Origin of the sequence: Streptomyces sp. Root1310 (assembly GCF_001426425.1) — a bacterium.
In the GTDB taxonomy this organism is placed as follows: Bacteria; Actinomycetota; Actinomycetes; order Streptomycetales; family Streptomycetaceae; genus Streptomyces.
Window position 1 is genome coordinate 1,009,124 of sequence record NZ_LMEQ01000012.1, and the last position, 25,497, is coordinate 1,034,620.

Genomic DNA, 25,497 nt, shown 5'->3' on the forward strand with positions numbered 1-25,497 from the left:
GCATGAAGTCCTGTCAGACAAAGCCCCGTTCTGACCCCCGCCACCGAAAGTCAGCCACGGCGGCGGGTTCGCCGAACGAGCACCCGCCATGTGTGTCTCCAGCAACCCTGGCCGGACCGCAGCCACGCCTCCTCGATGCGTCACGATCCGCAGTCCCACCTGCTGAAGCGTTGCGAACGTACGGGCCGGCCCTGGCTCGCCTCCGGGCTTCCCTGAAAGAAACGGTGATCGTGCGTTCTGCCGTCGCTCCGTCCTCAGCTTGGTCCTGGCGCTCGGCCCGTCGGGGTGCTTCCTGCTCTGGCTGTCCGTCCCGGCGGTGTTGCGCGCTGAGTGGCCCGGGGCCGGCGCAGCGGTGGCGGAGACAGGGAGCGGCGGCGGCCCGTGGCCGCCAGCGCGCGCGGACCGCCGTAGGCGGGCCGCCTTGAACCTGTGAAGAAGGTTGTAACTCAGGCTACTGGTGGGCCTGTCGGGTCCTCGGTGGCTTGAGCTTCCTTGGTCATCGCGAGGCTTCGGGATTCCGCGGCTGCTCGCTGGAGGGCTTCGGCTACCTGGTCGGCATTGTCGGCGGAGAGCTCAATTTCTTGCGTCCAGAGGATCGACAACCTGATGTTGCCGGTCGCCAGATTCAGGGCCACGTAGGCTTCCGCCCCGGTGCCGGTGTACCTCCAAGCTGAGATCGCTCCTGAAGACGCTCATCGTGGTTGCGTCTCGTCCTCGACGGCTGACAGCTCCCAGAGGGGTGCTGCGTATCGCTCCGGTCGCCTATGGATGAGCAGGGCCCGGAGGTCTTCGCGCTGGCCGCCGGGCATGCCCAAAGCTTCGGTAAGCCGGCGGAACGTGGTGTGGGTGACTCCGCGGCTTCGAGCTTCGTTCTCGAACTCGTCGAGCTGGGGCATCACAGTGTCAGGATCGAGCTTCACCGTTAGCTGGTCCTTGAGCCAGGTGGCCTTGTTGCGCTCGTAGTCGATTTCCGAGTAGCCGCAGACCTCGCGGCTGTGCGCCTCGGCCTCGTCCAGGGTGGTGGTCGAGAGGATGGCGCGGGCCAGCTCGTTGCGGTTCAGGGCGTCGTCCAGGTCGACTTCGTGGACCGTCGGGCCGGCGTCCGTGAGCGGGATGGGGAGTCCTGCATCCCGGACTTCGCAGATGCCGCGTATCCCTCGTGCTGTCGCTGCGAGCATCCCGGTTGCCTCGGACGGGTGCCACTCCAGGACTGCGCTGACCGGCTCAGTGTCCTTCGCGGTGAAGGTGTGGACGAGGGGGCCAAGCAGGCTGCGCACTTCGTCGAGCGGAAGTTCACCGTCCAGGCCGGGGCCTGCGACCAGGAGCCGCACGGGAGCGTTCACGCGGCAGCACGCGGCCAGAGTCAGAGCGTCGGCAAGCGGGCTCTTGAGCGTCGGCTCATCGCCTCGCGCGAGGATGTCACCCCCCACGTCCAGGAGGTCGATTGAGGCAGGCTCCAAGCTACTGATCAGCTCTTCGAGTTGGCGCGTGACACCTTGGACGCCGTGATGCGGATCGATCAGGGCGAAGGTGTGCGGGAGCTCTGCCGCAAGCCGGGGGAGTGTGGAGCCTGCTGGAGCGATCGGGCGGGCTTCCGCCGGTACCGACCAGACAGATGGGGTGAGTGGCTCGAGTCCCGTGAAGTCGGCGGGGCCTCGGGGGCCTGGGACTGGGTCGACCAACAGGCGGTCCCACGCGTAGGTGAGGATCACCGCCTGGTCGTCGTCGCCGTACAAGGCGGCGTCAAGCATTGCGGAGGCGACTGCGTCGCCCCCTCCTCCTGCTGCGACGATCAACCGCGTCATGTGCGCAACATTACGGGTTCGGGGTCTGGCCACTCACCCTATAGTGGCTAGAGGCCATAGCCACTTGGACGAGGAGGGGACATGCCTCAGATCGAAGAGGCGCAACCGAAGTATCTCCAGATCGCTCACTACATCCGCGATCAGATCCTTCGGGGCGACCTCAGGCCGGGCGACGAGGTGCCCTCGGAGAGGCAGCTTGCGACGAACTGGAAGGTGTCCAGGCCGACGGCCGCGCGGTCGTTGGAGGCGCTGAGCAACCAGGGGCTCGTCGAGAAGCGGCAGGGCTCTGGCACGTACGTGCGCAGCCTCGAAGTGAACCGCCGGGCAAGGGAGTTGTATGGGCGGGCGCGACAGACGGGGAAGATCTACACCCCTGGTGAGTACGCGGTCATCACCTCGGCCGGCTGGTTGGATGCTCCGGATCACGTCGCTGAGGCGCTGGGTCTGGTGAAGGATCGGCGGGCCGTGCACCGTCGGCGCGTGACGAACAACCAGGACGGGCCCATGACCCTTTCTACTTCGTGGTTCGCGCCGGATGTCGGGCAGCGGGCGCCCAAGCTCTTGGAACCGGAGCGGATTCAAGAGGGGACCCTGATGTACGTCGAGAACATGACGGGGCGGCAGGGGAGTTACGCCGAGGATCGGATGTGCGCCCGGCAGGCGACCGACGAGGAGTCGGCAGACCTGCAACTCGATCCCGGATCCGCGGTCTTGATCGTGCACCACGTCGTCTTCGACCTCCAGGACCGGCCGTTGGAGTTCGCCGAAGCCACGTACCCGCCGCAGCGCTGGGCGTTCGAGCAGGGCTACCCCCTCACCTGAGCGCACGTGATGGATCGTCATTTGGCAGTTTCGCTTGCGCAGCGTGAGTGGCTAATGCCACTATCCATTAAGTGGCTAAGGCCACTTCATGAAGGGGGCACGTTGTGACGGGTCAGCGGCCGGAGCAAGGCGCGCACTTAGCTTGCCGGGGGTGCCGTGGGCGGGGCTGGAAACGCGTCAGCTCGCGCACGGCCCTGGTGCTGTCAACCGTCGACGACCGTGCCCGTGCCGCATCGAAACGGCGCTGCCTCGACTGTGACGGCAGCGGCAAGGAGTGAGCACGGATGGCCTTTACGATCGATCGCTATCCCTCTGAGGACTCGCCGCGACTCGGGGCGATGACCCTGTATCCCGTCGCTGAGTCCGTGCACCTGGCCAGGCGTTGGTTCCGGAAGTTCATCGCCCCTTACAACCCGGCCTGTTCGGTCGACGACTGCGTACTGATGATCTCGGAACTCGTGACCAACGCCATCGTCTACGGGCGGTCCGATGAGGTGTGGCGTGTCCGGGTGGAGTGGTTCCGGGACGGGGCCTCGCTCAAGGTCGAGGTGCACAATGCCGGCTTCCCGGCCAGGGTGAGGCTGCGGCAGCCCGACGCTGTCGACGCGCACGGGCGCGGACTGCTCCTCGTCGACTCCATTGCCGAGTCCTGGCACTCAGGGCCCAGTCGCTTCGGCGGGACGGTCGTCTCCTTCGTGATGGCCGATGCCTGGCCGACCTGAAGGGGGAGCCGGGTTCTTTTCTATATGCACTGTCGCTAGTCTGGTTGACCAGTTGACTTGGCCAATCCTGACGGGCGGCGTGCATGGCGTATGAAGTAGAGGCGCCGAAGTACGTACGCCTCGCGCAGACGATCCAGCAGCGCATCGAGGACGGCACGTACCCGCCGGGCACGAAGGTCCCCAGTGAAAATCAGCTGGTCCAGGCGTTCGGAATGTCCCGCCCTACCGTCGTGCGCGCCCTTGAGCTGCTGAAACGAGACGGTTGGATCGAGTCCCGGCAGGGCTACGGCACCATCGTGCGCGGACGGTCGGCCGACGTCGAGCAGCAGGAACGCCGCGGGCGCGAAGTGCTGGAGCGGGATGAGTCGCGGACTCCTGGACGCCTGGTTCTAGTGGACCAGGTGCCGGTTCCGGCGCGTGTCGCCTCCGTGCTCGGGCTACCCAGGCGGGCCAAGGTCCTGATGCGCCGATTCCTGGTCGAGGTGGATGGCGAGGCTGTTGAACTCGCGTCCTCGTACTTCCCGGCCGGCCTCGTCGAAGGCACTGAGCTCGGGAACTCCGAACCGCTGGGCGTCGGCGTCCGAGAACACCTTGAGGGTCGGAAGAAGGTCCGATTCGACCATGTGACGGAGCGCGTCTCGGCCCGGATGCCGGATGCCGGTGAGGCCGAGCTCCTCGGCCTGCCTGATGGCGTGCCCGTCCTCAGCGTCCTGGTCGTCGCCCGAGATGCGTCCGGTCAGGCTTTGCAGGTCTCTGACGTGCTGCTTCCTGCTGATGGGCAGGAACTCGAAGATACCTACCGACTCGGCTGAGCTGTCCGGATGTGCGGGTCAGGCGCGCTGTGTAGTGCGGTGGCTCGTCTCAGGTCCGTCGGTTGGCGAGCCGGTAGACCACGTATGTGAAGCCGAGGATGACGTCTACGGCCGCCCATAGGCCGATGATGAGCCCTACGCCGATTGTCGTTCCGACTTCGCTCGCGTCTTCGCACAGCTTCAGGTCGTCGCCTGTCAGGCTTCGGCAGTCTTCGGGCGTGCCGCTGGCGGTCGAAGCACCCGTGATCACCCAGATCAGGAACAAGAGCTGGACAGCAAGAAAGAGCCACAGGAAGACGCGTCGTCGCTTCTTCGGTTGAGGCGGCGGCCCGCCCTGGTAGGGACTGCTTGGCGGGGGCCCCTGTGGCGGTGTCGGCCAGGCGTCCGGTGGTGGCGTGGACCCTTGCGAGTCACGTGGATCCCATGGCTGTGGACCTTGAGCGCGGTCTCTTCGGCCCATGTCCCGCCCTCCTCTGCACCGGTTGGCTTCATGGTGCGCTCGCGGTGCTGGTGACGCTCGTTGACGGGCACGGGAATCACTTGACAAGTCAACCTGGCATCTCTAACTTTCGAACTTGCTAAGTCAACTTGTCAGGTAGCGAGTTGGTCGACTCCAAAGGAGAAATCTCTGTGCGTGTGATCCGCGTTGACGCCTCGACCGCGACGATCCTGCTCACCGAAGCGCCGGCACCGAAGGTGCGTGACCGGCAGACCGGTGAGATCGCCAAGGACGCCGTGAGCGGTGAGGCGCTGATGACCGTCGGCGTCGTTTTCATCGACGAGGGGGACTCGTCGCTCATCCAGGTCACGGTTCCCGAAAGCGGTGTGACGGAGGGCCTGACAGTCGGTGCTCCGGTGTCCCTGCCGGGGCTCATCGCCCGGCCGTGGGAGAGCGTGTTCAACGGGCAGCAGCGGCACGGCATCGCCTACCGCGCCACCGCGATCGCGCCGGGTGCCTTCCCGGTCCCGGTCGCTCAGGCGGGCTGATCGTCGTGACGGACCTGATCACGTTGGCCGAGCTGGGTGCACCGCTCGCTGCGATAGGCGGCGCGGCCTACGTCCGGCACGCCAACCCGGCCGCGTACTGGTCCACGGTCGGGCTGCCGGTCTCGGTGGCCCGGCTGCTGGCCTCGTACTCCTCGACCATGGACGCCTGCGGCCTGACTGTCGCGCCGTCCCGGTTGCGGGTGCTGGCCATCAAGGCGACCAGCCGACGGGAGATCCGTCCGGTCCCGCCTCGGCGGGGCATCATCCGGCCCACTACGACCGGCCTGCGCGTCCGGCTCCGCCTCGCTCCGGGGCAGGAACCCGCCGACGTCGCCGCCTCGGCGGAACGGCTCCGCCATGCCTGGGGCGTCCACGGCGTGTACGTGAAGGACGTCAAGCCCGGTGTCGTCGAACTGCGGCTCATCGGCTTCGACGTCCTGCGCAAGGTCCGGATGCCCCGACGGATCGAGGGCGGGTTCCTCAAGGTGCCGGTGGCGCTGCGGGAGGACGCCACGGCGTTCTTACGCGACTACCGCGCCGTCCCGCATGAACTTGTCCTCGGAGCAACGCTGTCGGGCAAGTCCATGTACCTGCGGAACCTGATCACCGGGCTTGCCCGACAGTCCGTCGCCCTGGTCGGCGTCGACTGCAAGCGGGGTGTGGAGCTGGCTCCGTTCGCTTCCCGCTTTGCCGCGCTGGCGACCGATCCGGGAGAGGCTGCCGAGCTGCTCCCGGTCCTGGTCAAGGAAATGGAGGACCGATACGACCTGATCAAGGCCCGACAGGGCGTCGCCCCAAGCACGCCCGACGAGGAGATCACCTCAGACATCTGGGGACTGCCCGAGAGCGAACGCCCGGTACCCATCGTGCTGTTCGTCGACGAGGTGGCCGAACTCTTCCTCGTCGCGAGCCGCAAGGACGAGGAGCGGCGGGATGAGATGGTCACCCACCTCATCCGCCTCGCCCAGCTGGGCCGTGCGGCCGGTATCTACCTGGAGGTCTGCGGGCAGCGCTTCGGCGCCGAGCTGGGCAAGGGCGCGACCATGCTGCGGGCCCAGCTCACCGGCCGCGTATGCCACCGCGTCAACGACGAAGCCTCGGCCAAGATGGCCCTGGGCGACATCGCCCCCGAAGCGGTCTACGCCTCCTGCGCCATCGCCGCCGAGCTGCCGGGCCTGGCCGTGGCCGGTGACACCTCGGGCGGCTGGTCCCGCATCCGTACTCCGCACCTCTCCCTCGCCGCTGCTGCGGCCACCTGTCGCGACACGGCACACCTCGCCCCGGACGTTCCAGCGCTCACGCCCTTCCGGCCGCATGTCCCGCCCGTAGTCCTCGACAGCCCCGAACCGGTACCCACCGCGCGCCTCGCCTGCGACACCCCGGAGGACTGAGCGATGCGCCCCCACCGCATCCGCGTCGACCCCGTGCTGGTCCAAGCGGCCATCGCCGCCGCGCTCTCCTTCGCCCACTTGCACGACCTCGCTGCGGCGGCCGGGCAGGACGGTTGGAAGGCGTGGGCCTACCCGGTCAGCGTTGACCTGCTCCTCGTCGCGGCCTGGCGACGGCTGCGCTCCGGTACGGCGAAAGCCGCCGGCTGGTGCTGGTTCGTCGTCGCCCTGGTCGCATCGCTGGGCGCGAATGTCGCCACGGCCGGCCTGCTCGACCTCGGGGACGTCCCGGCCTGGCTGCGCATCCTCGTCGCCGGGTGGCCCGCGGTCGCCTTCCTCGGCGGAACGCTCCTCGCGCACGGTGCACCGGCCCCGGACGGCGACGAGGTGCCGGTCCCGGATCAGGACGAGGCGCCGGCCACACCAGTCACGACTACCGCCCCTGCGCTGCCCGCCGCCGACCCACAACCGGCCGCACAGCCCTCCTCCGCCCCTGTCCCGCCCGCGCTTGTCGCCCTCGCTCGCAAGGTCGCCGACGATCACCGGACCCGGACCGGGACGGACATCGACACCCCGACCCTTCGCACTCGGCTCGGTGTACCGCTCCCGCTCGCCGAAGCCATCGCCGCCCAACTCGCCTGACTCCGGAGGACTTTCCACCTTGCGTCCGTCCACGCTCCGCGCGCTTAAGCGTGCCGCCGAGCTGACCCGACAGAACCGCCTCACCGAAGCCGTGCTCATCGCCGAACCGGTGATTCTCACCGCCGACAGCTACGAGGGCGACGAGATCTTGCGCTGGCTTGCCGACCACGTCGCCGACTTCACCGGCGAGAACCCTGAGGAGCTTCCCTGATGCCCGCCAACCGCCGCTTCCGCAACGTCGTCCGCATCGGCCCCGTCCAGGTCGGCACCGCCTACGACGGCCGCGGCCGCGAGAAGCACACCGCCGTCTGCACTGCCCCCCGCTGCGACTTCTCCAACGACTTCGACACCCGCGCCGCCGCCGAACTCGCCGCCCGCACCCACCGCTGCCGCGTCCGCTGAGGAGATCCCGTGACCGTCTCGCTCCCGCTCGTCTTCGTCCTGGGCGTCATCGCCTGGGCAGCGATCAAGTTCCTGGGAGTCCGCATGTGGGTCGCCGTCGTGATCGCCCTGTTCGGCTTCTGGCTCTCGCACACCTTCCTCGCCCCCGTCATCGAGTCCGGCACCCGTTCCGGGGTCGGGGTCGTCAACGGCGACAACCGCTGAAAGGAGCTCCGCCATGTTCCGCCCGAAGCTGCCCGACGTTCCTGTTCCGCCGTCGGCCCTGACTCACCACGAGCAGCACCACGTCCCGGCGCCCAGGGCCGGCCGCTCGCTCAGCCCCTACGCGGGCCCGGTGGCCGCTGTCCTGGTCGGCGGTGTCGTCCTCACCGCGCTTCTGGCGGCGGTCGCCATCACGGCCATCTCCGTGGCCATCTCTGCCGTGGTCCTGCGCTCGCTCCTGAACAACGCCAACAGGCGCTGACCGGCCGCCGGGGCGGCAAACGCCGCCAAGCATCCCGCCGCCCCGGGGCCGTCCCTCCCAACCGCCGAAACAGCCGAAAGGAACACCCATCATCACCCGGCAGACTCCGCCCCCGCTGGCGGAACTCTCCATGCTGGCCTCTCTCGGCACCATGCCCGAGCTGGCCCGCCAACTCTCCGGCCTGGGCGGCTGCACCCACCCTGTCCGCCTCGACGGCCACCGCACCGAATACGCCGTCGACACGACAACCGGCGAGATCGGCAGCACCCTGCACCACCTCGACTCGACCGCCCTCCCGGCCGGCCAACTCCTCGTCCGCTGCAACAACCGCCGCGCGACCCGCTGCCCGGCCTGCGCCGAGACTTACCGCCGCGACACCTACCACCTGATCACCGCCGGACTACGCGGCGGCAAAGGCACCTCGGACCAGGTCGCCACTCACCCGCGCGTCTTCGCCACCTTCACCGCCCCCGGCTTCGGCCCGGTCCACAACCGCCGCACCGACGGACGCCCCTGCCGCTGCGGTGCCCGCCACGACGAGAACGACAGCACGTTAGGCACGCCCCTCGATCCGGACCGGTACGACTACGAAGCGGCCGTGCTCTGGAACGCCCACGCCGGGCACCTCTGGCGGCGCTTCTCGATCTACCTCCGCCGGGAGATCGCCAAGCGCGCCGCCCTCACCCAACGCACCTTCCGCGACCACGCACGGGTCTCCTTCGCGAAGGTCGCCGAGTATCAGAAGCGCGGTGCCGTGCACTTCCACGCGGTCATCCGTATCGACGGCCCGGAAGGCGGCGACACCCCACCGCCCGCCTGGGCGACGGCAGAGCTCCTGACCGACGCCATCCAGGCGGCAGCCACCGCCGCTCGCGTCGACGGCCCGACCATCGACGGACGCGCCCATACCTTCGCCTTCGGCCGCCAACTCGACGTCCGCACGATCCGATCCGCCGACTTCGACAACGGCCAGGAGCTCACCGAACGAGCCGTAGCGTCCTACATCGCGAAGTACGCGACCAAGGGGGCCGAGACGGCGACCGGCACGCTCGACCGCCCGCTCAAGTTCCTCGCCGAACTCGCCCAGGCGCGCATCTCAGACCACGCCCGGCGCATGATCCGCGTCGCCTGGTCCCTCGGTGCACGCCCCGAGCTCGCCGAGCTCCGCCTACGGGCCTGGGCGCACATGCTCGGCTTCCGCGGCCACTTCTCCACCAAGTCCCGCCGCTACTCCACCACCCTCGGCGCGCTGCGTACCGCCCGCGCCGACTGGCGACGCGCACAGGTCGCCCTGGTGGTCGAGACAGAGCCGACGGGAACGACCCTCGTCCTCTCGCACTGGGTCTTCGCCGGAACCGGCCTCTCCCGCGCCGAAGCCTGGCTGTCCACATCCCTCGAACCCGCCCCCGGAACGGAAGGGGAACCAACATGGACGCCCGTCGCGACGAGCTGATGACCGTTCGCCAGGTCCTGGACGAGCTGGGCGGCGTCTCTCGCCGCACCTTCTACCGCTGGCGGGAGCTGGGACACGGGCCGGCCGCGTTCAAGCTGCCCAACGGAGAGCTCCGGGTATGGCGTAGCGACTTCACCACGTGGCTTCGACAGCTGGAGGCAGCGGCGTGAAGTCCCTTGACGTGAAGGTCTGGGCGGTTCGCAAGCGGGACACCAAAACGCCCTCGTACGGTGTCCGCTGGTCCGTTGCCGGCAATGTGCTCTCGGAGTCATTCCGCACGAAGGCGCTCGCCGACCACTTCCGCACGAAGCTCATGCGAGCGATGCGCGACGGTGAAGAGTTCGACACCGAGTCGGGCCTCCCGGCCTCGATGGAAGAGAAGAAGTCGGCCGTGTCCTGGTACGCCTTCGCCCTCAGATACCTGGCTATGAAGTGGCCCCACGCCGCCCCCAATACGAGGGACGGCATCAATGAATCCCTCACCAGCGTGACGCTGGAGCTCCTCGACGAGCGTGCCGGACGGCCGTCCGATGAGGTGATCCGCAAAGCATTGCGCAACTGGGCCTTCGTGTTGCCGGGGCCCGACGATCGGGAAGTCCCGGACGACGTGCGGAACGTTCTGCACTGGGTGTCCAAGGCCTCCCGACCGCTCGCCGATCTTGCTGAGCCCGCCACGGCCCGCGCGGTCCTCGACTCGCTGAAGCTCAAGCTCGACGGTACGGCGGCAGCGGCAGAGACCGTGCGGCGCAAGCGTCGGACGCTCGTCAATGCCACGAACTACGCGGTCGACCTGGGGGAGCTGCGCGAGAACCCCATCACTGCGGTTCGCTGGCAGAAACCGAAGGTGTCCAATCAGGTGGACCCGCGCGTAGTCGCCAACCCGGAGCAGGCTCGCAACCTCCTGGCGGCTGTCTCCTACGTGGGCGGATACCGACGTGCCCGCGGTCGTCGTCTCGTGGGTCTGTTCGCCGCGATGTACTTCGGTGGCCTTCGGCCGGCTGAAGCGGTCGGTCTCGCCGAGAGGGACCTGATCCTCCCCGAACAGGGCTGGGGCTCGGCGGTGCTCCACCGAACGCGCCCGTCGGTCGGCAAGCAGTGGACCGACTCGGGGGAGACCCACGATGACCGCGGGCTGAAGAACCGGCCGACCGAGGACGTCCGGCGGGTACCTATTCCGCCTCACCTCGTCGCCGTGTTCCGTGAGCACCTGGCCACCTTTGGCACGGCGGACGACGGGCGCCTGTTCTTCAGCGAAAGAGGTTCGGTCGTCCCGTCCTCGACCTACTACCGCGTGTGGCAGGAGGCCCGGCTTCTCGCGCTCCCACCGGCCGCAGCCTCCTCGCCGCTCGCGAGTCGGCCATACGACCTTAGACACTCGGCCCTGTCGACCTGGCTCAATGCCGGTGTCGACCCGACCGAGGTCGCCGAGCGCGCTGGCAACAGCGTCGAGGTGTTGCTGACCCGCTACGCGAAGTGCCTCGACGGACGGCAGGACGTCGCCAACCGGCGTATCGAGGATCTGTTGCGCGAATACGAGTGATCACACGAAGCCTGGGCCTCATACTTCCGGCGTGGCCATATCCGACGATGACCAAAAGATCGATCCTGAGTGGGTGGAGGTTGGCAACAACGTATGCGGTGTCCTGCGCGGTTGCCGGGATGCTTCTGCGGTGGCCCAGCACTTCGTGCGAACGGGGTGGAGTTCGAGGTCGTCTTCCTGGCACGGCTACGAAGTCGAAATCAGCTGGTGCCAGCTGGAGGTCGAGCCGATCGAGGGTCCAGACATCCTCCTGAACGGAGTCGTCGACCCTCAACACTTCGACGAACTCGGCGGCGTACTTCATCGCCTCGGTTTGAGCTACTCCCTGGAGCTCTACCAGGGAGACGACGCACTGGTCCGTGAAATGCACGTCTGATCACTGAGTCCACCTGTGAGGCCGCCCCGGCATATTGTCCGGGGCCTCTCTCGTTTTGAGCCCTACCTGCTGCGATGCTTCGGGCTGAGGGGGGCTCGTGGAGCTGCAGGTCACGCGCTGGAAGCGGTACGGACATGATCGCTGGTACGCGAATCTGCCGGATGGCACCGCGGTCGGCTGGGCGGACGTGAGGACGGGCGACATCACCGTCTTGGTCGCTGACTATCGCGATGACGTGATCGCTGCGCTGACACACCACTTACGCAACAACCCTGAGCCGGTCCTGTCGCAGGGGGTACCGGAGGCTGAAGCCCGTCTGATGCTGCCGCCTCTGACGCCAGCCGACGATCTGTCCACCAACCGTCCCGGTGAGTCCCTCCGTGACCTGCTCGACAAATCCGGCCCGGGTCTGATCGAACGAGTCATCTCACAGCTTCTGCGGCGCCCCACGGAGTCGGACTCGTGGCGTAAGGGCCTGGCAGGGGAGAGGAGAGTGGGAGCCGAGCTGAACCGTTTGGTGCGTCACGGCTGGCGGGTCCTGCATTCCATCCCCCTGGCCGACAAGGTGGACGTCGATCACTTGCTGGTCGGGCCCGGCGGCGTGTTCAGCATCAACACCAAGCACCACCACAAAAAGGCCGTATGGGTCGGCGACGATTCCGTGAAGGTCAATCACGGAAAGCCCGTCCCCTACGCGCGCAAGAGCCGGGCGGAAGCGAAGCGAGTAGCTCGAGTGATTGAGCGCTACTGCGGCTTTCCCGTACCGGTGGAGCCCGTGCTTGTCTTCGTCGGCGTGACCGATCTGAAGGTGGTTGCCACACAGCTCAGCGTGCGCGTGTACCAGGAGCGTCAGGTGGCGGCGCTGGCGCCGCTCTCCGGGGTGCTGATGGCCGAACAGGTCGAGCAGGTGTATAGCGTTGCTCGTCATCGCCAGGCCTGGCGCCAGGTCCCGCCGATGGCGACACCAAAGGTTTGAGCACTTGGGCGTCTCCGAAGCTCCCGAATGGTGCTCGGGAGCCTCGTCGTTCACCCGGCCTGTGCCTGTTCGGAGGAGAGCAGACGCTCAAGGCTCCTTCGCTCGTTGTCGAGCACAGCGAGCATCCGCGTGCGTGTGTGCTCGAAGTCAGGCTCGACCTCGACGCCGAGGTCATGGCGCAGGGTGACCCGCAGCAGATACACCCCGTCGGACAGGGGGCCGCTGAACCAATCTTTGGCCCGGTCGTACGACCTGTCTGGGGCAGGGCTGCTCGCCAATTGCTTCACCACGGTGTACCCGACTCCGAGCGCCCGATTGAGGGAAGAGGCGATCTCGTTGACGTCCTTCGGTAGAGCCATCTGGGCCAAGGAGTACTGCTCTGCCCAGGCTTCCTTTGCGGCATTGAGGACTGCTGGTTCGGCGCTTTCACCGCGCTCGGCCGCTAGGACTGCGTCTCGGGCAGCGACCCGGTACGCGCGAGCCGTGGTATTCAAACGGGCATAGAGATCCCGCCTGGCTTCCTGCGCTCGGTCGTGGCGGTCCTCTGCCCGTTCACGATCGGCGCGCTGGTTCTGCTCCCGGGTGACGCGCTGGCTGAGCAACGCCCCACCCAGGGTTCCACCCAACGTTCCTCCGACGCCGATGAGCGCAACTGCAAGCGTGGTCACGTCCACGAGATCCCCCACCTCGTCCGATCATTGCCCGCCGGCGGCGGTCGTCAGTCTTCCCACCCTCGACGCCATCCACTACCGGGACGACGATAGCGAGCGGCGCGGCTGCTCGACTTCGATGCGCTGCGCCACCTGCGGGAATGCCTCAAGATCCCGTCCACGCCTCGTCCACAGACCTCGACACACGGCCGCTTCAGGCTGCATCTGCCTGCACATACGCCAAGACCCCGTCCTCAGCGAAAGCGCTGGTGGCGGGGTCTTTGGGCACCTGATCCAAGGTGCCCCCGGCAGGATTCGAACCTGCGCACACGGCTCCGGAGGCCGTTGCTCTATCCCCTGAGCTACGGGGGCGTGTCGGTCGTGAGGTGTTGCTCGCGGCGACGGGTAGAACACTACCAGCTCGCCCGGGGTGTTCATGAACGGGTTTCTGCGGGTCCGGGCGGGGGTGAGGGTCGCTCGCACGGGGTGGAAGTGGGGAAAACCCGGACGCGGTGGCCGGTCCGGACCTACTCTCGAGTTGTGCCAGGCGCGTCGGGCCGGGTGCTTGTTGTGGACGACAACAAGGTCATCCGGCAGCTGATCAGGGTCAATCTCGAGCTGGAGGGCATCGAGGTCGTGACCGCGGGCGATGGCGTCGAGTGTCTGGATGTCGTTCATCAGGTGCAGCCGGATCTTGTGACGCTCGATGTCGTCATGCCCCGGCTGGACGGGTTGCGTACCGCCGCCCGGTTGCGTGCCGATCCTCGGACGCGTGATCTTCCCCTTGTCGTCATCAGCGCCTGTACGCAGTACGAGGTCGAAGCCGGGCTCGAGGTGGGCGTCGACGCGTTCCTCGCCAAGCCCTTCGACCCTGCCGAACTCGTCTCCGTCGTGCGGGAGTTGATGGAGCGTGGGGAAGGTCTGGGGCTGGAGCGGGGGCTCGGGACCGTGCGTGTGGCGGAGGAAGGCGTAGGGGCGGGGAAGGGTGCAGGGCCGGGGTTGGGGCCGGGCACCGCGGGCTCCGGGGCCGAGTAGAGCCGCTCTGTAGGCCCAACAGCGTCAGTGGATCCGTGCCCCGTACCCCACGCTCCGCGCTCGGTGCGTGTGTTCGTGCGCGGGTGTATCGGTGCGGCCGTAGATCATTCCCCGTGGCCCGTCCAGGTCCCGGTGGGTACGGTCCCGTGGCTCTGCCGCCCGAAGCCAACTGAACCCACCCGGACCCGCCAAGGCATGTTTGGACCCGTCAAGGCCTACCCGGACCGGATCCACCGGGATCCACCTGGACCTGCCAAGCCCCATTCGCCTGGCTCGGCTCCTTCACCCGGCCCCCGGCCCCCTGGCTCGCCTCGGACCATTGCCCCTGGCGGACCGCACGGCCCTACAGCCGGCACACGCCCTCCGCCCCCAGCGCCCTCACCGCCCCCCAGCGCCCTCACCGCGCCCGGCGTCCCCGCCGTGCCCCCTCCGCGCCCAGCGCCCCCGTCCCGCCCCTCGCCACCAGCGCCCCGCCCCGCCACCGCCCGCCCCCTCCCCGTCCACATCCCGGACCTCTGGGAAACCGGGTCGCCTACCCACCCCCCTCCTCCCCTACGCTTGTCCCGTGACCCCCGTCGAGCTCTCACGTACCGTGCTGCGCGCGGTGCGTCGTGCTGTCGATGACGGGGAGCTGAGTGTGGTCGTGCCGGGGCGGGCCGTGGTCACCGTTCCGGGGCCCGGTGGCTGTGGGGACTACGCGACCAACATCGCGCTGCAGCTCGCGCGGCCGGCCGGGCAGCCGCCGCAGCGGGTCGCCGAGGTTCTCCGGCCGTACCTTCTCGGTGCCGCCGGGGTGGGTGACGTCGTCGTCACCGGGCCCGGGTTCCTCAACATCAGCCTGCAGGGGGCGGCGCAGGGGTCGGTCGCGCTCGTCGGCGAGATCCTGCGGAGTCGGAGTCGGAGTCGGAGTCGGAGTCGCAGCGGGGGCGGGGGCGGGTACGGGTGTGTCGATCGGGCCACCGGGCAGGTCGTGCAGCTGCATGCCCCTCATGAGGTTCGTGCCGTCGTCGTCATGGACGCCGTGGCCCGTGTGCTGCGTTCGCAGGGGGCCCTCGTCCGTACCAGCTGTGCGGCGCGTCCCGAGCGGGAGTGGACCGAGGTGCTCGGGGTCGAGGTCGACGCGTACGGCACGCCCGACGCGCCGGCTCCGCTCGAGGTGAACGTGCGTCCCGTCCCCGCCGGCCCGGCCGATCCCGTGTCGCTCGGCCGCGACGCCGGCCGTTGGGCTCTGCTCCACCCCGCCGCTCATGACCGGCCCCGCATCGCCTCCGCCTACCTGTCCCAGCGGGAGGGCAACCCGCTCTTCCGGGTCCGTTATGCCCACGCCCGCACCCGGGCGCTCAGCCGTAACGCCGCCGACCTGGGATTCGACGCCGACCCCGGAGTCGTCCAGGACGTACGCGCACTAGAGATCGCGCTCGCCGACCATCCCCGCGTCCTGGCCGCGGCGGCGACACAGCACGCTCCCGACCGTCTCGCCCGGCATCTCCTCGCCGTCGCCGACGCCGTCACGCCGTTTCTCCCCACCGTCCTGCCCCGTGGTGAGGGGAAACCCTCGGCCGCCCACCGTGCCCGGCTCGCGCTTGCCGAAGCCGCCGGGACGGTGCTGGCCGGCGGCCTGTCCCTGCTCGGCATCGACGCACCCGACCATCTCTGAAAGAGCACGCCGAAGATGAGCCGTTCCGCCCACCCCGCCGGGCCCCGTCACGCCGACGTCTTTCCGGAGGGGCACTACTCCGCCCCGCCCGCCGATCTCAACGCCCTCCACCCGAAGGTCTGGGCGCACACCGTCACCCGTAACACCGACGGTGTGCTGACCGTGGGCGGTGTCGACGTCGCCGCCCTCGCCGAGGAGTACGGCACCCCCGCCTACATCCTCGACGAGGCCGACTTCCGCGAGCGGGCCCGTGCCTGGCGTACCGCCTTCGGGGCCGACGCCGACGTCTTCTACGCCGGCAAGGCGTTCCTGTCCCGGGCCGTCGTGCGGTGGCTGCACGAGGAGGGGCTCAACCTCGACGTCTGTTCGGGCGGCGAGCTCACCACCGCCCTCTCCGCCGGCATGCCCGCCGATCGCATCGCCTTCCACGGCAACAACAAGTCCGTCGACGAAATTCACCGTGCCATCGACGCCGGGGTCGGGCGTATCGTTCTCGACTCCTTCCAGGAGATCGTGCGCGTCGCCCATGTCGCGCAGTCCCTCGGTAAGCGGCAGCGGGTGCAGATTCGTATCACCGTCGGCGTCGAGGCCCATACGCACGAGTTCATCGCCACGGCGCACGAGGACCAGAAGTTCGGGATTCCGCTCGCGGGCGGACAGGCGGCGGAAGCCGTCCGGCGGGCTCTTCAGCTCGACGGGCTCGAACTCATCGGACTGCACTCCCACATCGGGTCGCAGATCTTCGACATGTCCGGCTTCGAGGTCGCCGCCCACCGGGTCGTCGGGCTGCTCAAGGACATCCGTGACGAGCACGGCGTCGAACTGCCCGAGATCGACCTCGGCGGTGGCCTCGGCATCGCGTACACCGGCGACGACGATCCCCGCGAGCCCCACGAGATCGCCAAGGCGCTCACCGAGATCGTCACCCGTGAGTGTGAGGGCGCCCGGCTCCGCACTCCTCGTATCTCCGTCGAGCCGGGGCGCGCCATCGTCGGCCCGACCGCCTTCACCCTCTACGAGGTCGGCACCATCAAGCCCCTCGACGGACTGCGTACGTACGTCTCCGTCGACGGCGGCATGTCGGACAACATCCGTACCGCGCTGTACGACGCGGAGTACAGCGTCGCGCTGGTCTCCCGGACCTCCGACGCCGAGCCGATGCTGGCGCGGGTCGTCGGCAAGCACTGCGAGAGCGGCGACATCGTCGTGAAGGACGCGTTCCTGCCCTCCGACCTGGCACCGGGTGACCTGATCGCCGTACCCGCCACGGGCGCGTACTGCCGCTCCATGGCCAGCAACTACAACCATGTGCTGCGCCCGCCCGTGGTCGCCGTGCGCGAGGGGGAGTCGCGGGTCATCGTGCGGCGGGAGACCGAGGAGGACCTGCTGCGACTCGACGTCGGCTGAGAGCAGCCGGGAACAGCCGGGAACAGCCGGGAACAGCTGCGGACAGGGGACGGAACGCGCGGTGGGACGGCGGATACGACCGCTTGCGGAAACGGCCGCCGGAAACGGCCGCCGGAAACGACCGGCATACGCCGACGGAATAGGGCGGAAGATCTCCTGTCAGCCGCCCCTGTGAAAATGAAATAGATGTCTCACGATCCGGACCAGGGATAGAAACTCCGGTCCGGTGAGTGAGACTGGGGCAACCGGAAACAACCGTAGACGGTATGAGGAAACGAGGTCGGATGATGCGTACGCGTCCGCTTAAGGTGGCGCTGCTGGGCTGTGGAGTGGTCGGCTCAGAGGTGGCGCGCATCATGACGACGCACGCCGACGACCTCGCCGCGCGGATCGGGGCCCCGGTGGAACTCGCCGGAGTGGCCGTTCGGCGGCCCTCCCGGGTCCGCGAGGGCATCGACCCCGCACTCGTCACCACCGACGCCACCGCCCTCGTCAAGCGCGGCGACATCGACGTCGTCGTCGAGGTCATCGGGGGCATCGAGCCCGCTCGTACGCTCATCACCACCGCTTTCGAGTACGGCGCCTCCGTCGTCTCCGCGAACAAGGCGCTCCTCGCCCAGGACGGCGCCGCGCTGCACGCGGCCGCGGAGGAGCACGGCGAGGACCTCTACTACGAGGCGTCCGTCGCCGGTGCCATCCCGCTGATCCGGCCGCTGCGCGAGTCCCTCGCGGGGGACAAGGTCAACCGGGTGCTGGGGATCGTCAACGGCACCACCAACTTCATCCTCGACAAGATGGACTCCACCGGCGCCGGGTATCAGGAGGCCCTCGACGAGGCCACCGCCCTGGGATACGCCGAGGCCGACCCGACGGCCGATGTCGAGGCGTTCGACGCCGCCGCCAAGGCGGCCATCCTCGCCGGGATCGCCTTCCACACGCGCGTGCGTCTCGACGACGTCTACCGCGAGGGCATGACCGAGGTGACCGCGTCCGACTTCGCCTCCGCCAGGGAGATGGGCTGCACCATCAAGCTGCTCGCCATCTGTGAGCGGGCCGCGGACGGCGGGTCGGTCACCGCGCGCGTGCACCCCGCGATGATTCCGCTGAGCCACCCGCTGGCCTCCGTGCGCGGCGCCTACAACGCCGTGTTCGTGGAGTCGGACGCGGCCGGGCAGCTCATGTTCTACGGTCCCGGCGCCGGCGGTGCTCCCACCGCCTCCGCCGTGCTCGGCGACCTCGTCGCCGTCTGCCGCAACCGGCTCAGCGGGGCAACGGGGCCCGGCGAGTCGGCGTATGCCGCCCTGCCGGTGTCGCCGATGGGCGACGTCGTCACGCGCTACCACATCAGCCTGGACGTCGCCGACAAACCGGGTGTTCTCGCCCAGGTCGCGACCGTGTTCGCCGAGCACGGGGTGTCCATCGATACGGTGCGCCAGCAGGGACGACAGGACAGCGACGGCGAGGCCTCTCTCGTCGTCGTCACCCACCGCGCGTCCGACGCCTCCCTCACCGGGACCGTCGAGGCGCTGCGCAAGCTCGACACCGTGCGGGGTGTCGCCAGCATCATGCGGGTTGAAGGAGAGTAACCAGCAATGACCCACCAGTGGCGCGGAATCATCGAGGAGTACCGGGACCGGCTGCCGGTTTCCGACAGCACGCCCGTCGTGACGCTCCGTGAGGGCGGCACGCCCCTCGTGCCCGCGCAGGTGCTCTCCGAGCGCACGGGCTGCGAGGTCCACCTCAAGGTGGAGGGTGCCAACCCCACCGGGTCCTTCAAGGACCGCGGCATGACCATGGCCATCACGCGGGCCAAGGAGGAGGGCGCGCAGGCCGTCATCTGCGCCTCCACCGGCAACACCTCCGCGTCCGCCGCCGCGTACGCGGTGCGGGCCGGCATGGTCTGTGCCGTCCTCGTCCCGCAGGGCAAGATCGCGATCGGCAAGATGGGCCAGGCCCTCGTCCACGGCGCGAAGATCCTCCAGGTCGACGGCAACTTCGACGACTGCCTCACCCTCGCCCGCGGGCTCAGCGACAACTACCCGGTGGCGCTGGTCAATTCGGTGAACCCGGTGCGCATCGAGGGCCAGAAGACGGCCGCGTTCGAGATCGTGGACATGCTCGGCGACGCCCCCGACATCCACGTCCTGCCGGTCGGCAACGCGGGCAACATCACCGCGTACTGGAAGGGGTACCAGGAGTACGCCGCCGACAAGATCGCCACGCGGACCCCCCGCATGTGGGGGTTCCAGGCGTCGGGCAGTGCTCCGATCGTGCGCGGCGAGGTCGTCAAGGACCCGTCGACCATCGCCACCGCGATCCGCATCGGCAATCCGGCCTCCTGGAAGTTCGCGCTGGCCGCCCAGGAGGAGTCCGGCGGCTTCATCGACGAGGTGACGGACCGTGAGATCCTGCGCGCCTACCGGCTGTTGGCCGCGCAGGAGGGTGTCTTCGTGGAGCCCGCGTCCGCCGCGTCGGTGGCCGGTCTGCTGAAGGCCGCCGAGCAGGGCAAGGTCGACCCCGGGCAGAAGATCGTGTGCACCGTCACCGGCAACGGCCTGAAGGACCCCGACTGGGCCGTCGCCGGCGCCCCGCAGCCCGTCACCGTCCCGGTCGACGCGGTCACGGCGGCCGAGCGTCTCGGCCTCGCTTAGGCGGACCGCGCGTCGCCCGTGAATCACTCGCGGGCGGCGCGCCGGGGGCTTTCCCGCGCTGGGGTGCACAGGGGGCTTACGACACGCATCGTGCGCCGCCCGTGCGCCCTATGTCGCCACAGAACCTTCCTTCGATAGGCTGTACTGAATCCGCCCGCCGCATATGCCGCGGTGTCGCGTTGTCGCCGTGTCGTTGCCGCGTCGCCTCCGCGGACTCAGCGGCCCCCAGGGTTCTCCGTACAGGTCCTCCCGTACATATCGAATGTCATTCGACAGTCCCGCAGCTCAAGGAGAGTCATCGCGAGATGGCCGGTCCCGCCTTCCGCGCCGCCCCCGTCCGGGTGCGCGTTCCCGCCACCAGCGCCAACCTCGGCCCGGGCTTCGACGCCTTCGGCCTCGCGCTGGGGCTCTACGACGACGTCGTCGTCCGGGTGGCCGATTCCGGGCTGCACATCGACATCGCGGGGGAGGGCAGCGAGACGCTGCCGCGCGACGAGAAGCACCTCCTCGTCCGCTCCCTGCGCACCGCCTTCGACGTCCTGGGCGGCCAGCCGCGCGGCCTGGAGATCGTCTGCGCCAACCGCATCCCGCACGGCCGCGGACTCGGCTCCTCCTCCGCCGCGATCTGCGCCGGAATCGTCGCCGCGCGCGCGGTGACCATAGGCGGCGAGAGCAAGCTCGACGACGCGGCGCTGCTCGAGCTCGCGACCGAGATCGAGGGCCACCCGGACAACGTGGCGGCCTGTCTGCTGGGCGGGTTCACCCTGTCCTGGATGGAGTCGGGCGCCGCGCGGGCGATCAGGATGGAGCCCGCCGATTCCATCGTTCCGGTGGTTTTCGTGCCCGGGAAGCCGGTTCTCACCGAGACCGCGCGCGGTCTGCTCCCGCGCTCCGTCCCGCACGTCGACGCCGCCGCCAACGCGGGCCGGGCCGCACTGCTCGTCGAGGCCCTCACCCGGCGCCCCGAACTGCTGCTGCCCGCCACCGAGGACCGTCTGCACCAGGAGTACCGCGCACCGGCGATGCCCGAGAGCGCGGCACTGGTGGAACGGCTGCGTGCCGACGGGATTCCCGCCGTCATCTCCGGCGCCGGGCCCACCGTGATGGCACTGGCCGACGCGGGCACGGCCGACAAGATCGAGGCCTCGGCCGGCGCGGACTGGGCCGCGAACCGCCTGGCCCTGGACCTGAAGGGCGCGTGCGTACTGCCGCTCGCACCCGCTGGTGACAGCCACTCCGGCGACATTTAAGCGCACGGTTGCCGGATTTCGAGAGGGGGAATGTTTGTTGGATCCGGTAGTGTTAACCTCAAGTCTGCACCCGACCCCACCATGGCGAGGTGCTTCGTGTCCCCCTTCGGGACAGACATTCTTCCGGGAGCTCCCCAAGCCGCACTGCGTTCCGTACGTCGTACCTGGGCAGTACGCAGTACAGCGACGTTGAGTGGTCCACAGGGCACGCTCCGGAATTGGTGCGACCACGCCGCGTGACACTGAGTGTCACGGCTCGTCGCGGTAGCGCCATCACCAGCAAATTCTCTTCCGCCGCTTTGGCGGACCACCGCCCCGGCTTCGCCACAGCAAGGACCGAAGTCGGACAGCACAACCGGTCGCCGAGCCAGACAGGCCGACGTCCGCTCCAGGGAAGGACCCTTCGTGAGCGACACCACCGATCTGATGGGCGCACGTGTCGAGGAGACCGCTGCCGCGCCCGCCACGGACGCCTCCGCGCCTGCCACCGGTGCCGGCTCCCGGCGGCGCCGCGGTACCGGCCTCGAGGGCATGGTGCTGGCCGAGCTTCAGCAGGTCGCATCCGGCCTCGGCATCAGGGGCACGGCGCGTATGCGCAAGAGCCAGCTGATCGAGGTCATCAAGGAGGCGCAGTCGGGCGGCGGAGCAGCCGCTCCCAAGGCCGCGACGACCCCCGCCGCGGACGCCGCCGAGACCAAGCCCAAGCGCCGCGCCACCTCCAAGGCGCGCACCGGCGACGAGTCCGCCGAGAAGAAGGCGGACACCGCCAAGGCCGAGGCCTCCGCCGAGAAGGCCGTGGCACAGCAGCAGATCGAGATCCCCGGCCAGCCGGCCAGCAACGACGCGCCCACCGAGCGCCGTCGCCGCCGTGCCACCGCCGACGCGGGCAGCCCGGAGACGGTCGTCGCCGAGGCGAAGGCCGCCCCGAAGGCCGAGGTGTCCGCCCCGGCGCAGACCGAGGGCCAGGCGCAGCCGCAGGGCGACGCCAAGAGCGACGCCGACGGTGGCGAGGGCCGCCGCCGCGACCGCCGTGAGCGCGGCCGCGACCGCGGTGAGCGGGGCGACCGCGGTGACCGCGGTGACCGTCGCAAGGGCGACGACCAGCAGGGTGGCGGCCAGCAGCAGCGCGGCGGCCAGCAGCAGGGTCAGCAGCAGGGCGGTGGCCGTCAGGACCGTCAGCAGCGCGACAACGGCCCCCAGGACGACGACGAGTTCGGCGACGGCCGGCGTGGCCGTCGCGGCCGCTACCGCGACCGCCGTGGCCGTCGTGGGCGTGACGAGATCGGCGCCGCCGAGCCGCAGGTCGCCGACGACGACGTCCTGATCCCCGTCGCGGGCATCCTGGACATCCTCGACAACTACGCGTTCATCCGCACGTCGGGCTACCTGCCGGGTCCCAACGACGTGTACGTCTCGCTCGCCCAGGTCCGCAAGAACGGCCTGCGCAAGGGCGACCACGTCACCGGCGCGGTCCGTCAGCCCAAGGACGGCGAGCGCCGCGAGAAGTTCAACGCGCTCGTCCGGCTGGACTCCACCAACGGCATGGCGCCCGATTCCGGGCGCGGGCGACCGGAGTTCAACAAGCTGACCCCGCTGTACCCGCAGGACCGCCTCCGTCTGGAGACGGACCCGGGCGTGCTGACGACCCGGATCATCGACCTCGTGTCGCCGATCGGCAAGGGCCAGCGCGGTCTGATCGTGGCCCCGCCGAAGACCGGCAAGACTATGATCATGCAGGCGATCGCCAACGCGATCACCCACAACAACCCCGAGTGCCACCTGATGGTCGTCCTGGTGGACGAGCGTCCGGAAGAGGTCACGGACATGCAGCGGTCGGTGAAGGGCGAGGTCATCTCCTCGACCTTCGACCGCCCGGCCGAGGACCACACCACGGTCGCCGAGCTCGCCATCGAGCGCGCGAAGCGTCTGGTGGAGCTGGGCCACGACGTCGTCGTGCTGCTCGACTCGATCACGCGTCTGGGCCGTGCGTACAACCTCGCCGCCCCGGCCTCCGGCCGCATCCTGTCCGGTGGTGTCGACTCGACCGCCCTGTACCCGCCGAAGCGCTTCTTCGGTGCGGCCCGCAACATCGAGGACGGCGGCTCGCTGACCATCCTCGCCACCGCTCTGGTGGACACCGGGTCCCGCATGGACGAGGTGATCTTCGAGGAGTTCAAGGGCACCGGCAACATGGAGCTCAAGCTCGACCGGAAGCTCGCCGACAAGCGCATCTTCCCGGCGGTGGACGTCGACGCGTCCGGTACCCGTAAGGAAGAGATCCTGCTCGGCAACGAGGAGCTCGCCGTCACCTGGAAGCTGCGCCGGGTGCTGCACGCGCTCGACCAGCAGCAGGCGATCGAGCTGCTCCTCGACAAGATGAAGCAGACGAAGTCGAACGGCGAGTTCCTGATGCAGATCCAGAAGACGACGCCGTCGACGGGCAACAACGACTGACGTCGTTCCGCCGAACACGACCGAGGGCCGCCCCCGTTGAAGGGGGGCGGCCCTCGGTCGTGTCGTACCGGCGGGTTACGATCTCGCTCTTCACGTGTTCTTCAGATTCGAACTTCTTGATCCCGAGGGGGGACTCGAGTGGGTACACCCACGTCCGGAGACGGTCGGCACAGACGCCGGATACGGATCGCACTGCCGGTCGCCGCGGCCGGCCTCGCCGCCGCTGTCGCCGCCGCGCTGCTGAGCTCGTCCGCCGAGGCGGCCGAAGCGCCTCCGGCGCCCGTCATCACCGCGCCGTCGGCGAAGGAACTCCAGAAGCGGCTCGACATCGCCCTGGCGGGTGACGATGTCGCGGGGAAGACCTCGAAGGAGTCGCTGACCTCCGGCGCCAAGGCCACCACGATCGACCCGAAGATCATCGGTGGTACGACCAGCACGATCACCCAAGCGCCGTGGATGGCCCAGCTCTGGTACGGCGACGATCGCGGTACCCCGGACAACACCAGCGACGACATCGGCTTCTTCTGCGGTGGCGCGGTGGTGGCGCCGAACAAGATCCTCACCGCCGCGCACTGCGTCAAGGGCTACGACTGGAAGGCCCACGGCGCCATCGTCACCGGCACCTCGCAGCTGCCGTCCGAGGGCGATGTGCACGGGGGCACCGTCAGCGGTGTCTGGCTCCAGTGGAACCACTGGTCGTACAACGCGTCGACGATCGACAACGACATCGCCGTGCTGACCCTGCCGAACCCGGTCAAGGCCACGCCGATCCCGCTGATCACGCCCGCGAACACCGGGTCGTACGCGGCGGGCAACAACGCCAAGGTCTACGGGTGGGGCCGCACCACCTCGACCAACGAGGACATCTCCGACACGCTGAAGACGGCCACCCTGCCGATTCAGTCGGACACCACCTGCGCGAACGCCTACGGTGCCGACTTCGTCAAGGGCCACATGGTCTGCGCGGGCACCCCCGCCACCGGCAGCGACGAGGGCACCACCTCCGCCTGCAACGGCGACTCCGGCGGTCCGCTGGTCTACGGCGGCCGGATCGTGGGCGTCGTCTCCTGGGGTGTGCAGGACTGCGTCGCGAGCGGCGCGTACAGCGTCTTCAGCAAGGTCACCACGTACGTCGGCACGGTCTACCCGCGCATCGACGACACCAACCTCAGCGGCGACCACAACGCCGACCTGTGGGTCCGTAACGCCTCCACCCAGACCGGTTACGAGCTGGACTCCAGGGGCACCACGCTCGCCGCACGGCAGTCCTGGGGCACCTGGAGCGGCTACAACCTCCTGGTGCAGACCGACCTCGACCGGGACGGCTATCAGGACCTGATCGTGCGCCGCACGTCCGACGGCGACGTCTTCTGGAAGCACTTCGTGCCCGCCAGCGGGACCTGGGCCGACAAGCTCATCGGGGACAACTGGAAGACCCGGCTGTCGATCGTCGCCCCCGGTGACGTCACGGGGGACTATCTGCCCGACGTGGTCTCCGTGGACTCCGCGGGCGTCCTGTGGATCTACCCGGGCAAGGGCAACGGCAGCTTCGGTACCCGCGCGAAGGCCGGCACCGGCTGGAACAACTTCAACTTCGTGCGCGGCCACGGCGACTTCAACAACGACGGCCGGGCCGACCTGCTCGCCCGCAACAAGACCAGCGGCGCCGTGTACCTGTACCGCGGCCGGGGCCAGACCGGCACCGGCGCCTTCGCGTCCGGCCTCAAGGTCGCGACCTGGAGCAACACCACGTACAACGTCTTCGCCACCGTCGGTGACGTGAACGGCGACGGCATGGCCGACCTGCTGGCGCGCACGCCCGCGGGCAAGCTGGTGCTGTACCGGGGCAACGGCGGCGCCACAAATGTGATCTTTTCCGCAGCCATCTCCCTCGGGACGTCCTTCGGGCAATATGACCTGTTCGGCTGAGTCCGGCCGAACCCGCAGGTGAGCGAGGGTAGACCTCGCTCACCCGGGTCACGCGGCGTGCCCGGTCCATCGCGGA

Annotated in this window: 27 protein-coding genes and 1 tRNA gene; 23 read left to right on the forward strand and 5 right to left on the reverse strand. The window is 69.0% G+C overall.

Going from position 1 to position 25,497, the window contains the following annotated elements; all coding sequences use genetic code 11:
* Positions 1 to 446: 446 nt before the first annotated feature.
* The gene (locus ASD48_RS44320; RefSeq protein WP_157880667.1) at positions 447 to 635 is read right to left on the reverse strand and encodes a hypothetical protein; all 189 of its coding nucleotides are present in this window, start codon (positions 633 to 635) and stop codon (positions 447 to 449) included.
* 57 nt (positions 636 to 692) lie between these two features.
* On the reverse strand, positions 693 to 1,805 hold the full coding sequence (locus ASD48_RS22565) for a DUF1152 domain-containing protein (RefSeq protein WP_079073908.1): 1,113 nt from the start codon (positions 1,803 to 1,805) through the stop codon (positions 693 to 695).
* Positions 1,806 to 1,886: 81 nt separating this feature from the next.
* On the opposite strand from ASD48_RS22565, the gene ASD48_RS22570 reads away from it, so the two are divergent.
* The 3 genes from ASD48_RS22570 to ASD48_RS22580 all read left to right on the forward strand — a co-directional run bounded on the left by ASD48_RS22570 (position 1,887) and on the right by ASD48_RS22580 (position 4,161).
* Complete coding sequence (locus ASD48_RS22570; protein WP_057603432.1) at positions 1,887 to 2,627, forward strand: GntR family transcriptional regulator; 741 nt, start codon at positions 1,887 to 1,889, stop codon at positions 2,625 to 2,627.
* Between the two features lie 284 nt (positions 2,628 to 2,911).
* On the forward strand, positions 2,912 to 3,349 hold the full coding sequence (locus tag ASD48_RS22575; protein WP_057603433.1) for an ATP-binding protein: 438 nt from the start codon (positions 2,912 to 2,914) through the stop codon (positions 3,347 to 3,349).
* Between the two features lie 83 nt (positions 3,350 to 3,432).
* On the forward strand, positions 3,433 to 4,161 hold the full coding sequence (locus tag ASD48_RS22580) for a GntR family transcriptional regulator (protein ID WP_057603434.1): 729 nt from the start codon (positions 3,433 to 3,435) through the stop codon (positions 4,159 to 4,161).
* 49 nt (positions 4,162 to 4,210) lie between these two features.
* Here ASD48_RS22580 and ASD48_RS22585 read toward each other — a convergent pair whose 3' ends face one another.
* Complete coding sequence (locus ASD48_RS22585; protein ID WP_199875901.1) at positions 4,211 to 4,426, reverse strand: hypothetical protein; 216 nt, start codon at positions 4,424 to 4,426, stop codon at positions 4,211 to 4,213.
* 365 nt (positions 4,427 to 4,791) lie between these two features.
* Between ASD48_RS22585 and ASD48_RS22590 the strand changes: the two genes are divergently transcribed.
* The 12 genes from ASD48_RS22590 (at position 4,792) to ASD48_RS22645 (ending at position 12,388) form a co-directional block, all read left to right on the forward strand.
* Positions 4,792 to 5,148: a hypothetical protein gene (locus ASD48_RS22590; protein ID WP_057603435.1), complete on the forward strand. Its 357-nt coding sequence runs from the start codon at positions 4,792 to 4,794 to the stop codon at positions 5,146 to 5,148.
* A 5-nt stretch (positions 5,149 to 5,153) separates the two neighbouring features.
* Positions 5,154 to 6,539, forward strand: a complete 1,386-nt coding sequence (locus ASD48_RS22595; RefSeq protein WP_057603436.1) for an FtsK/SpoIIIE domain-containing protein — start codon at positions 5,154 to 5,156, stop codon at positions 6,537 to 6,539.
* 3 nt (positions 6,540 to 6,542) lie between these two features.
* On the forward strand, positions 6,543 to 7,178 hold the full coding sequence (locus ASD48_RS22600; RefSeq protein WP_057603437.1) for a DUF2637 domain-containing protein: 636 nt from the start codon (positions 6,543 to 6,545) through the stop codon (positions 7,176 to 7,178).
* 19 nt (positions 7,179 to 7,197) lie between these two features.
* Positions 7,198 to 7,389, forward strand: coding sequence for a hypothetical protein (locus ASD48_RS22605; RefSeq protein ID WP_057603438.1), 192 nt, complete (start codon positions 7,198 to 7,200; stop codon positions 7,387 to 7,389).
* Positions 7,389 to 7,580 (forward strand): mobile element transfer protein, encoded by a 192-nt coding sequence (locus tag ASD48_RS22610; protein ID WP_057603439.1) that lies wholly within the window; start codon positions 7,389 to 7,391, stop codon positions 7,578 to 7,580. Before ASD48_RS22605 ends, ASD48_RS22610 begins: the two co-directional genes overlap by 1 nt.
* Before the next feature lie 9 nt (positions 7,581 to 7,589).
* Complete coding sequence (locus tag ASD48_RS22615; RefSeq protein ID WP_057603440.1) at positions 7,590 to 7,784, forward strand: hypothetical protein; 195 nt, start codon at positions 7,590 to 7,592, stop codon at positions 7,782 to 7,784.
* A gap of 13 nt (positions 7,785 to 7,797) precedes the next feature.
* The gene (locus ASD48_RS22620) at positions 7,798 to 8,043 is read left to right on the forward strand and encodes a hypothetical protein (RefSeq protein ID WP_057603441.1); all 246 of its coding nucleotides are present in this window, start codon (positions 7,798 to 7,800) and stop codon (positions 8,041 to 8,043) included.
* A 130-nt stretch (positions 8,044 to 8,173) separates the two neighbouring features.
* Positions 8,174 to 9,496 (forward strand): replication initiator, encoded by a 1,323-nt coding sequence (locus tag ASD48_RS22625; protein WP_057603442.1) that lies wholly within the window; start codon positions 8,174 to 8,176, stop codon positions 9,494 to 9,496.
* Positions 9,472 to 9,666, forward strand: a complete 195-nt coding sequence (locus tag ASD48_RS22630) for a helix-turn-helix domain-containing protein (RefSeq protein ID WP_057603443.1) — start codon at positions 9,472 to 9,474, stop codon at positions 9,664 to 9,666. Before ASD48_RS22625 ends, ASD48_RS22630 begins: the two co-directional genes overlap by 25 nt.
* Positions 9,663 to 11,036, forward strand: a complete 1,374-nt coding sequence (locus ASD48_RS22635; RefSeq protein WP_057603444.1) for a tyrosine-type recombinase/integrase — start codon at positions 9,663 to 9,665, stop codon at positions 11,034 to 11,036. The genes ASD48_RS22630 and ASD48_RS22635 overlap by 4 nt, the downstream gene beginning before the upstream one ends.
* A gap of 31 nt (positions 11,037 to 11,067) precedes the next feature.
* Entirely contained in the window at positions 11,068 to 11,412 is a 345-nt protein-coding gene (locus ASD48_RS22640) for a hypothetical protein (protein ID WP_157880668.1), read from the forward strand.
* 97 nt (positions 11,413 to 11,509) lie between these two features.
* Positions 11,510 to 12,388: a nuclease-related domain-containing protein gene (locus ASD48_RS22645; protein WP_057603446.1), complete on the forward strand. Its 879-nt coding sequence runs from the start codon at positions 11,510 to 11,512 to the stop codon at positions 12,386 to 12,388.
* A 50-nt stretch (positions 12,389 to 12,438) separates the two neighbouring features.
* Here the strand turns inward: ASD48_RS22645 and ASD48_RS22650 are convergent, their stop codons facing one another.
* The gene (locus tag ASD48_RS22650; RefSeq protein ID WP_242432677.1) at positions 12,439 to 13,062 is read right to left on the reverse strand and encodes a hypothetical protein; all 624 of its coding nucleotides are present in this window, start codon (positions 13,060 to 13,062) and stop codon (positions 12,439 to 12,441) included.
* A 276-nt stretch (positions 13,063 to 13,338) separates the two neighbouring features.
* A tRNA-Arg gene (locus tag ASD48_RS22655) sits at positions 13,339 to 13,410 on the reverse strand.
* 120 nt (positions 13,411 to 13,530) lie between these two features.
* On the opposite strand from ASD48_RS22655, the gene ASD48_RS22660 reads away from it, so the two are divergent.
* The 8 genes from ASD48_RS22660 to ASD48_RS22695 all read left to right on the forward strand — a co-directional run bounded on the left by ASD48_RS22660 (position 13,531) and on the right by ASD48_RS22695 (position 25,421).
* Positions 13,531 to 14,073 carry a response regulator gene (locus tag ASD48_RS22660; protein WP_079073909.1) on the forward strand — a complete coding sequence of 181 codons (543 nt, stop codon included), beginning with the start codon at positions 13,531 to 13,533 and terminating at the stop codon, positions 14,071 to 14,073.
* Positions 14,074 to 14,638: 565 nt separating this feature from the next.
* Positions 14,639 to 15,730 (forward strand): ArgS-related anticodon-binding protein NrtL, encoded by a 1,092-nt coding sequence (gene nrtL, locus ASD48_RS22665; protein WP_057603448.1) that lies wholly within the window; start codon positions 14,639 to 14,641, stop codon positions 15,728 to 15,730.
* 15 nt (positions 15,731 to 15,745) lie between these two features.
* On the forward strand, positions 15,746 to 17,137 hold the full coding sequence (gene lysA, locus ASD48_RS22670) for a diaminopimelate decarboxylase (RefSeq protein WP_057603449.1): 1,392 nt from the start codon (positions 15,746 to 15,748) through the stop codon (positions 17,135 to 17,137).
* 287 nt (positions 17,138 to 17,424) lie between these two features.
* Complete coding sequence (locus ASD48_RS22675) at positions 17,425 to 18,723, forward strand: homoserine dehydrogenase (RefSeq protein WP_028807061.1); 1,299 nt, start codon at positions 17,425 to 17,427, stop codon at positions 18,721 to 18,723.
* 6 nt (positions 18,724 to 18,729) lie between these two features.
* On the forward strand, positions 18,730 to 19,788 hold the full coding sequence (gene thrC / locus ASD48_RS22680; RefSeq protein ID WP_057603450.1) for a threonine synthase: 1,059 nt from the start codon (positions 18,730 to 18,732) through the stop codon (positions 19,786 to 19,788).
* A 305-nt stretch (positions 19,789 to 20,093) separates the two neighbouring features.
* Complete coding sequence (gene thrB / locus ASD48_RS22685) at positions 20,094 to 21,038, forward strand: homoserine kinase (RefSeq protein WP_057603451.1); 945 nt, start codon at positions 20,094 to 20,096, stop codon at positions 21,036 to 21,038.
* Positions 21,039 to 21,443: 405 nt separating this feature from the next.
* Positions 21,444 to 23,492, forward strand: coding sequence for a transcription termination factor Rho (rho, locus tag ASD48_RS22690; RefSeq protein ID WP_057603452.1), 2,049 nt, complete (start codon positions 21,444 to 21,446; stop codon positions 23,490 to 23,492).
* 138 nt (positions 23,493 to 23,630) lie between these two features.
* Positions 23,631 to 25,421 carry a trypsin-like serine protease gene (locus tag ASD48_RS22695; protein ID WP_079073910.1) on the forward strand — a complete coding sequence of 597 codons (1,791 nt, stop codon included), beginning with the start codon at positions 23,631 to 23,633 and terminating at the stop codon, positions 25,419 to 25,421.
* Positions 25,422 to 25,497 lie beyond the last annotated feature (76 nt).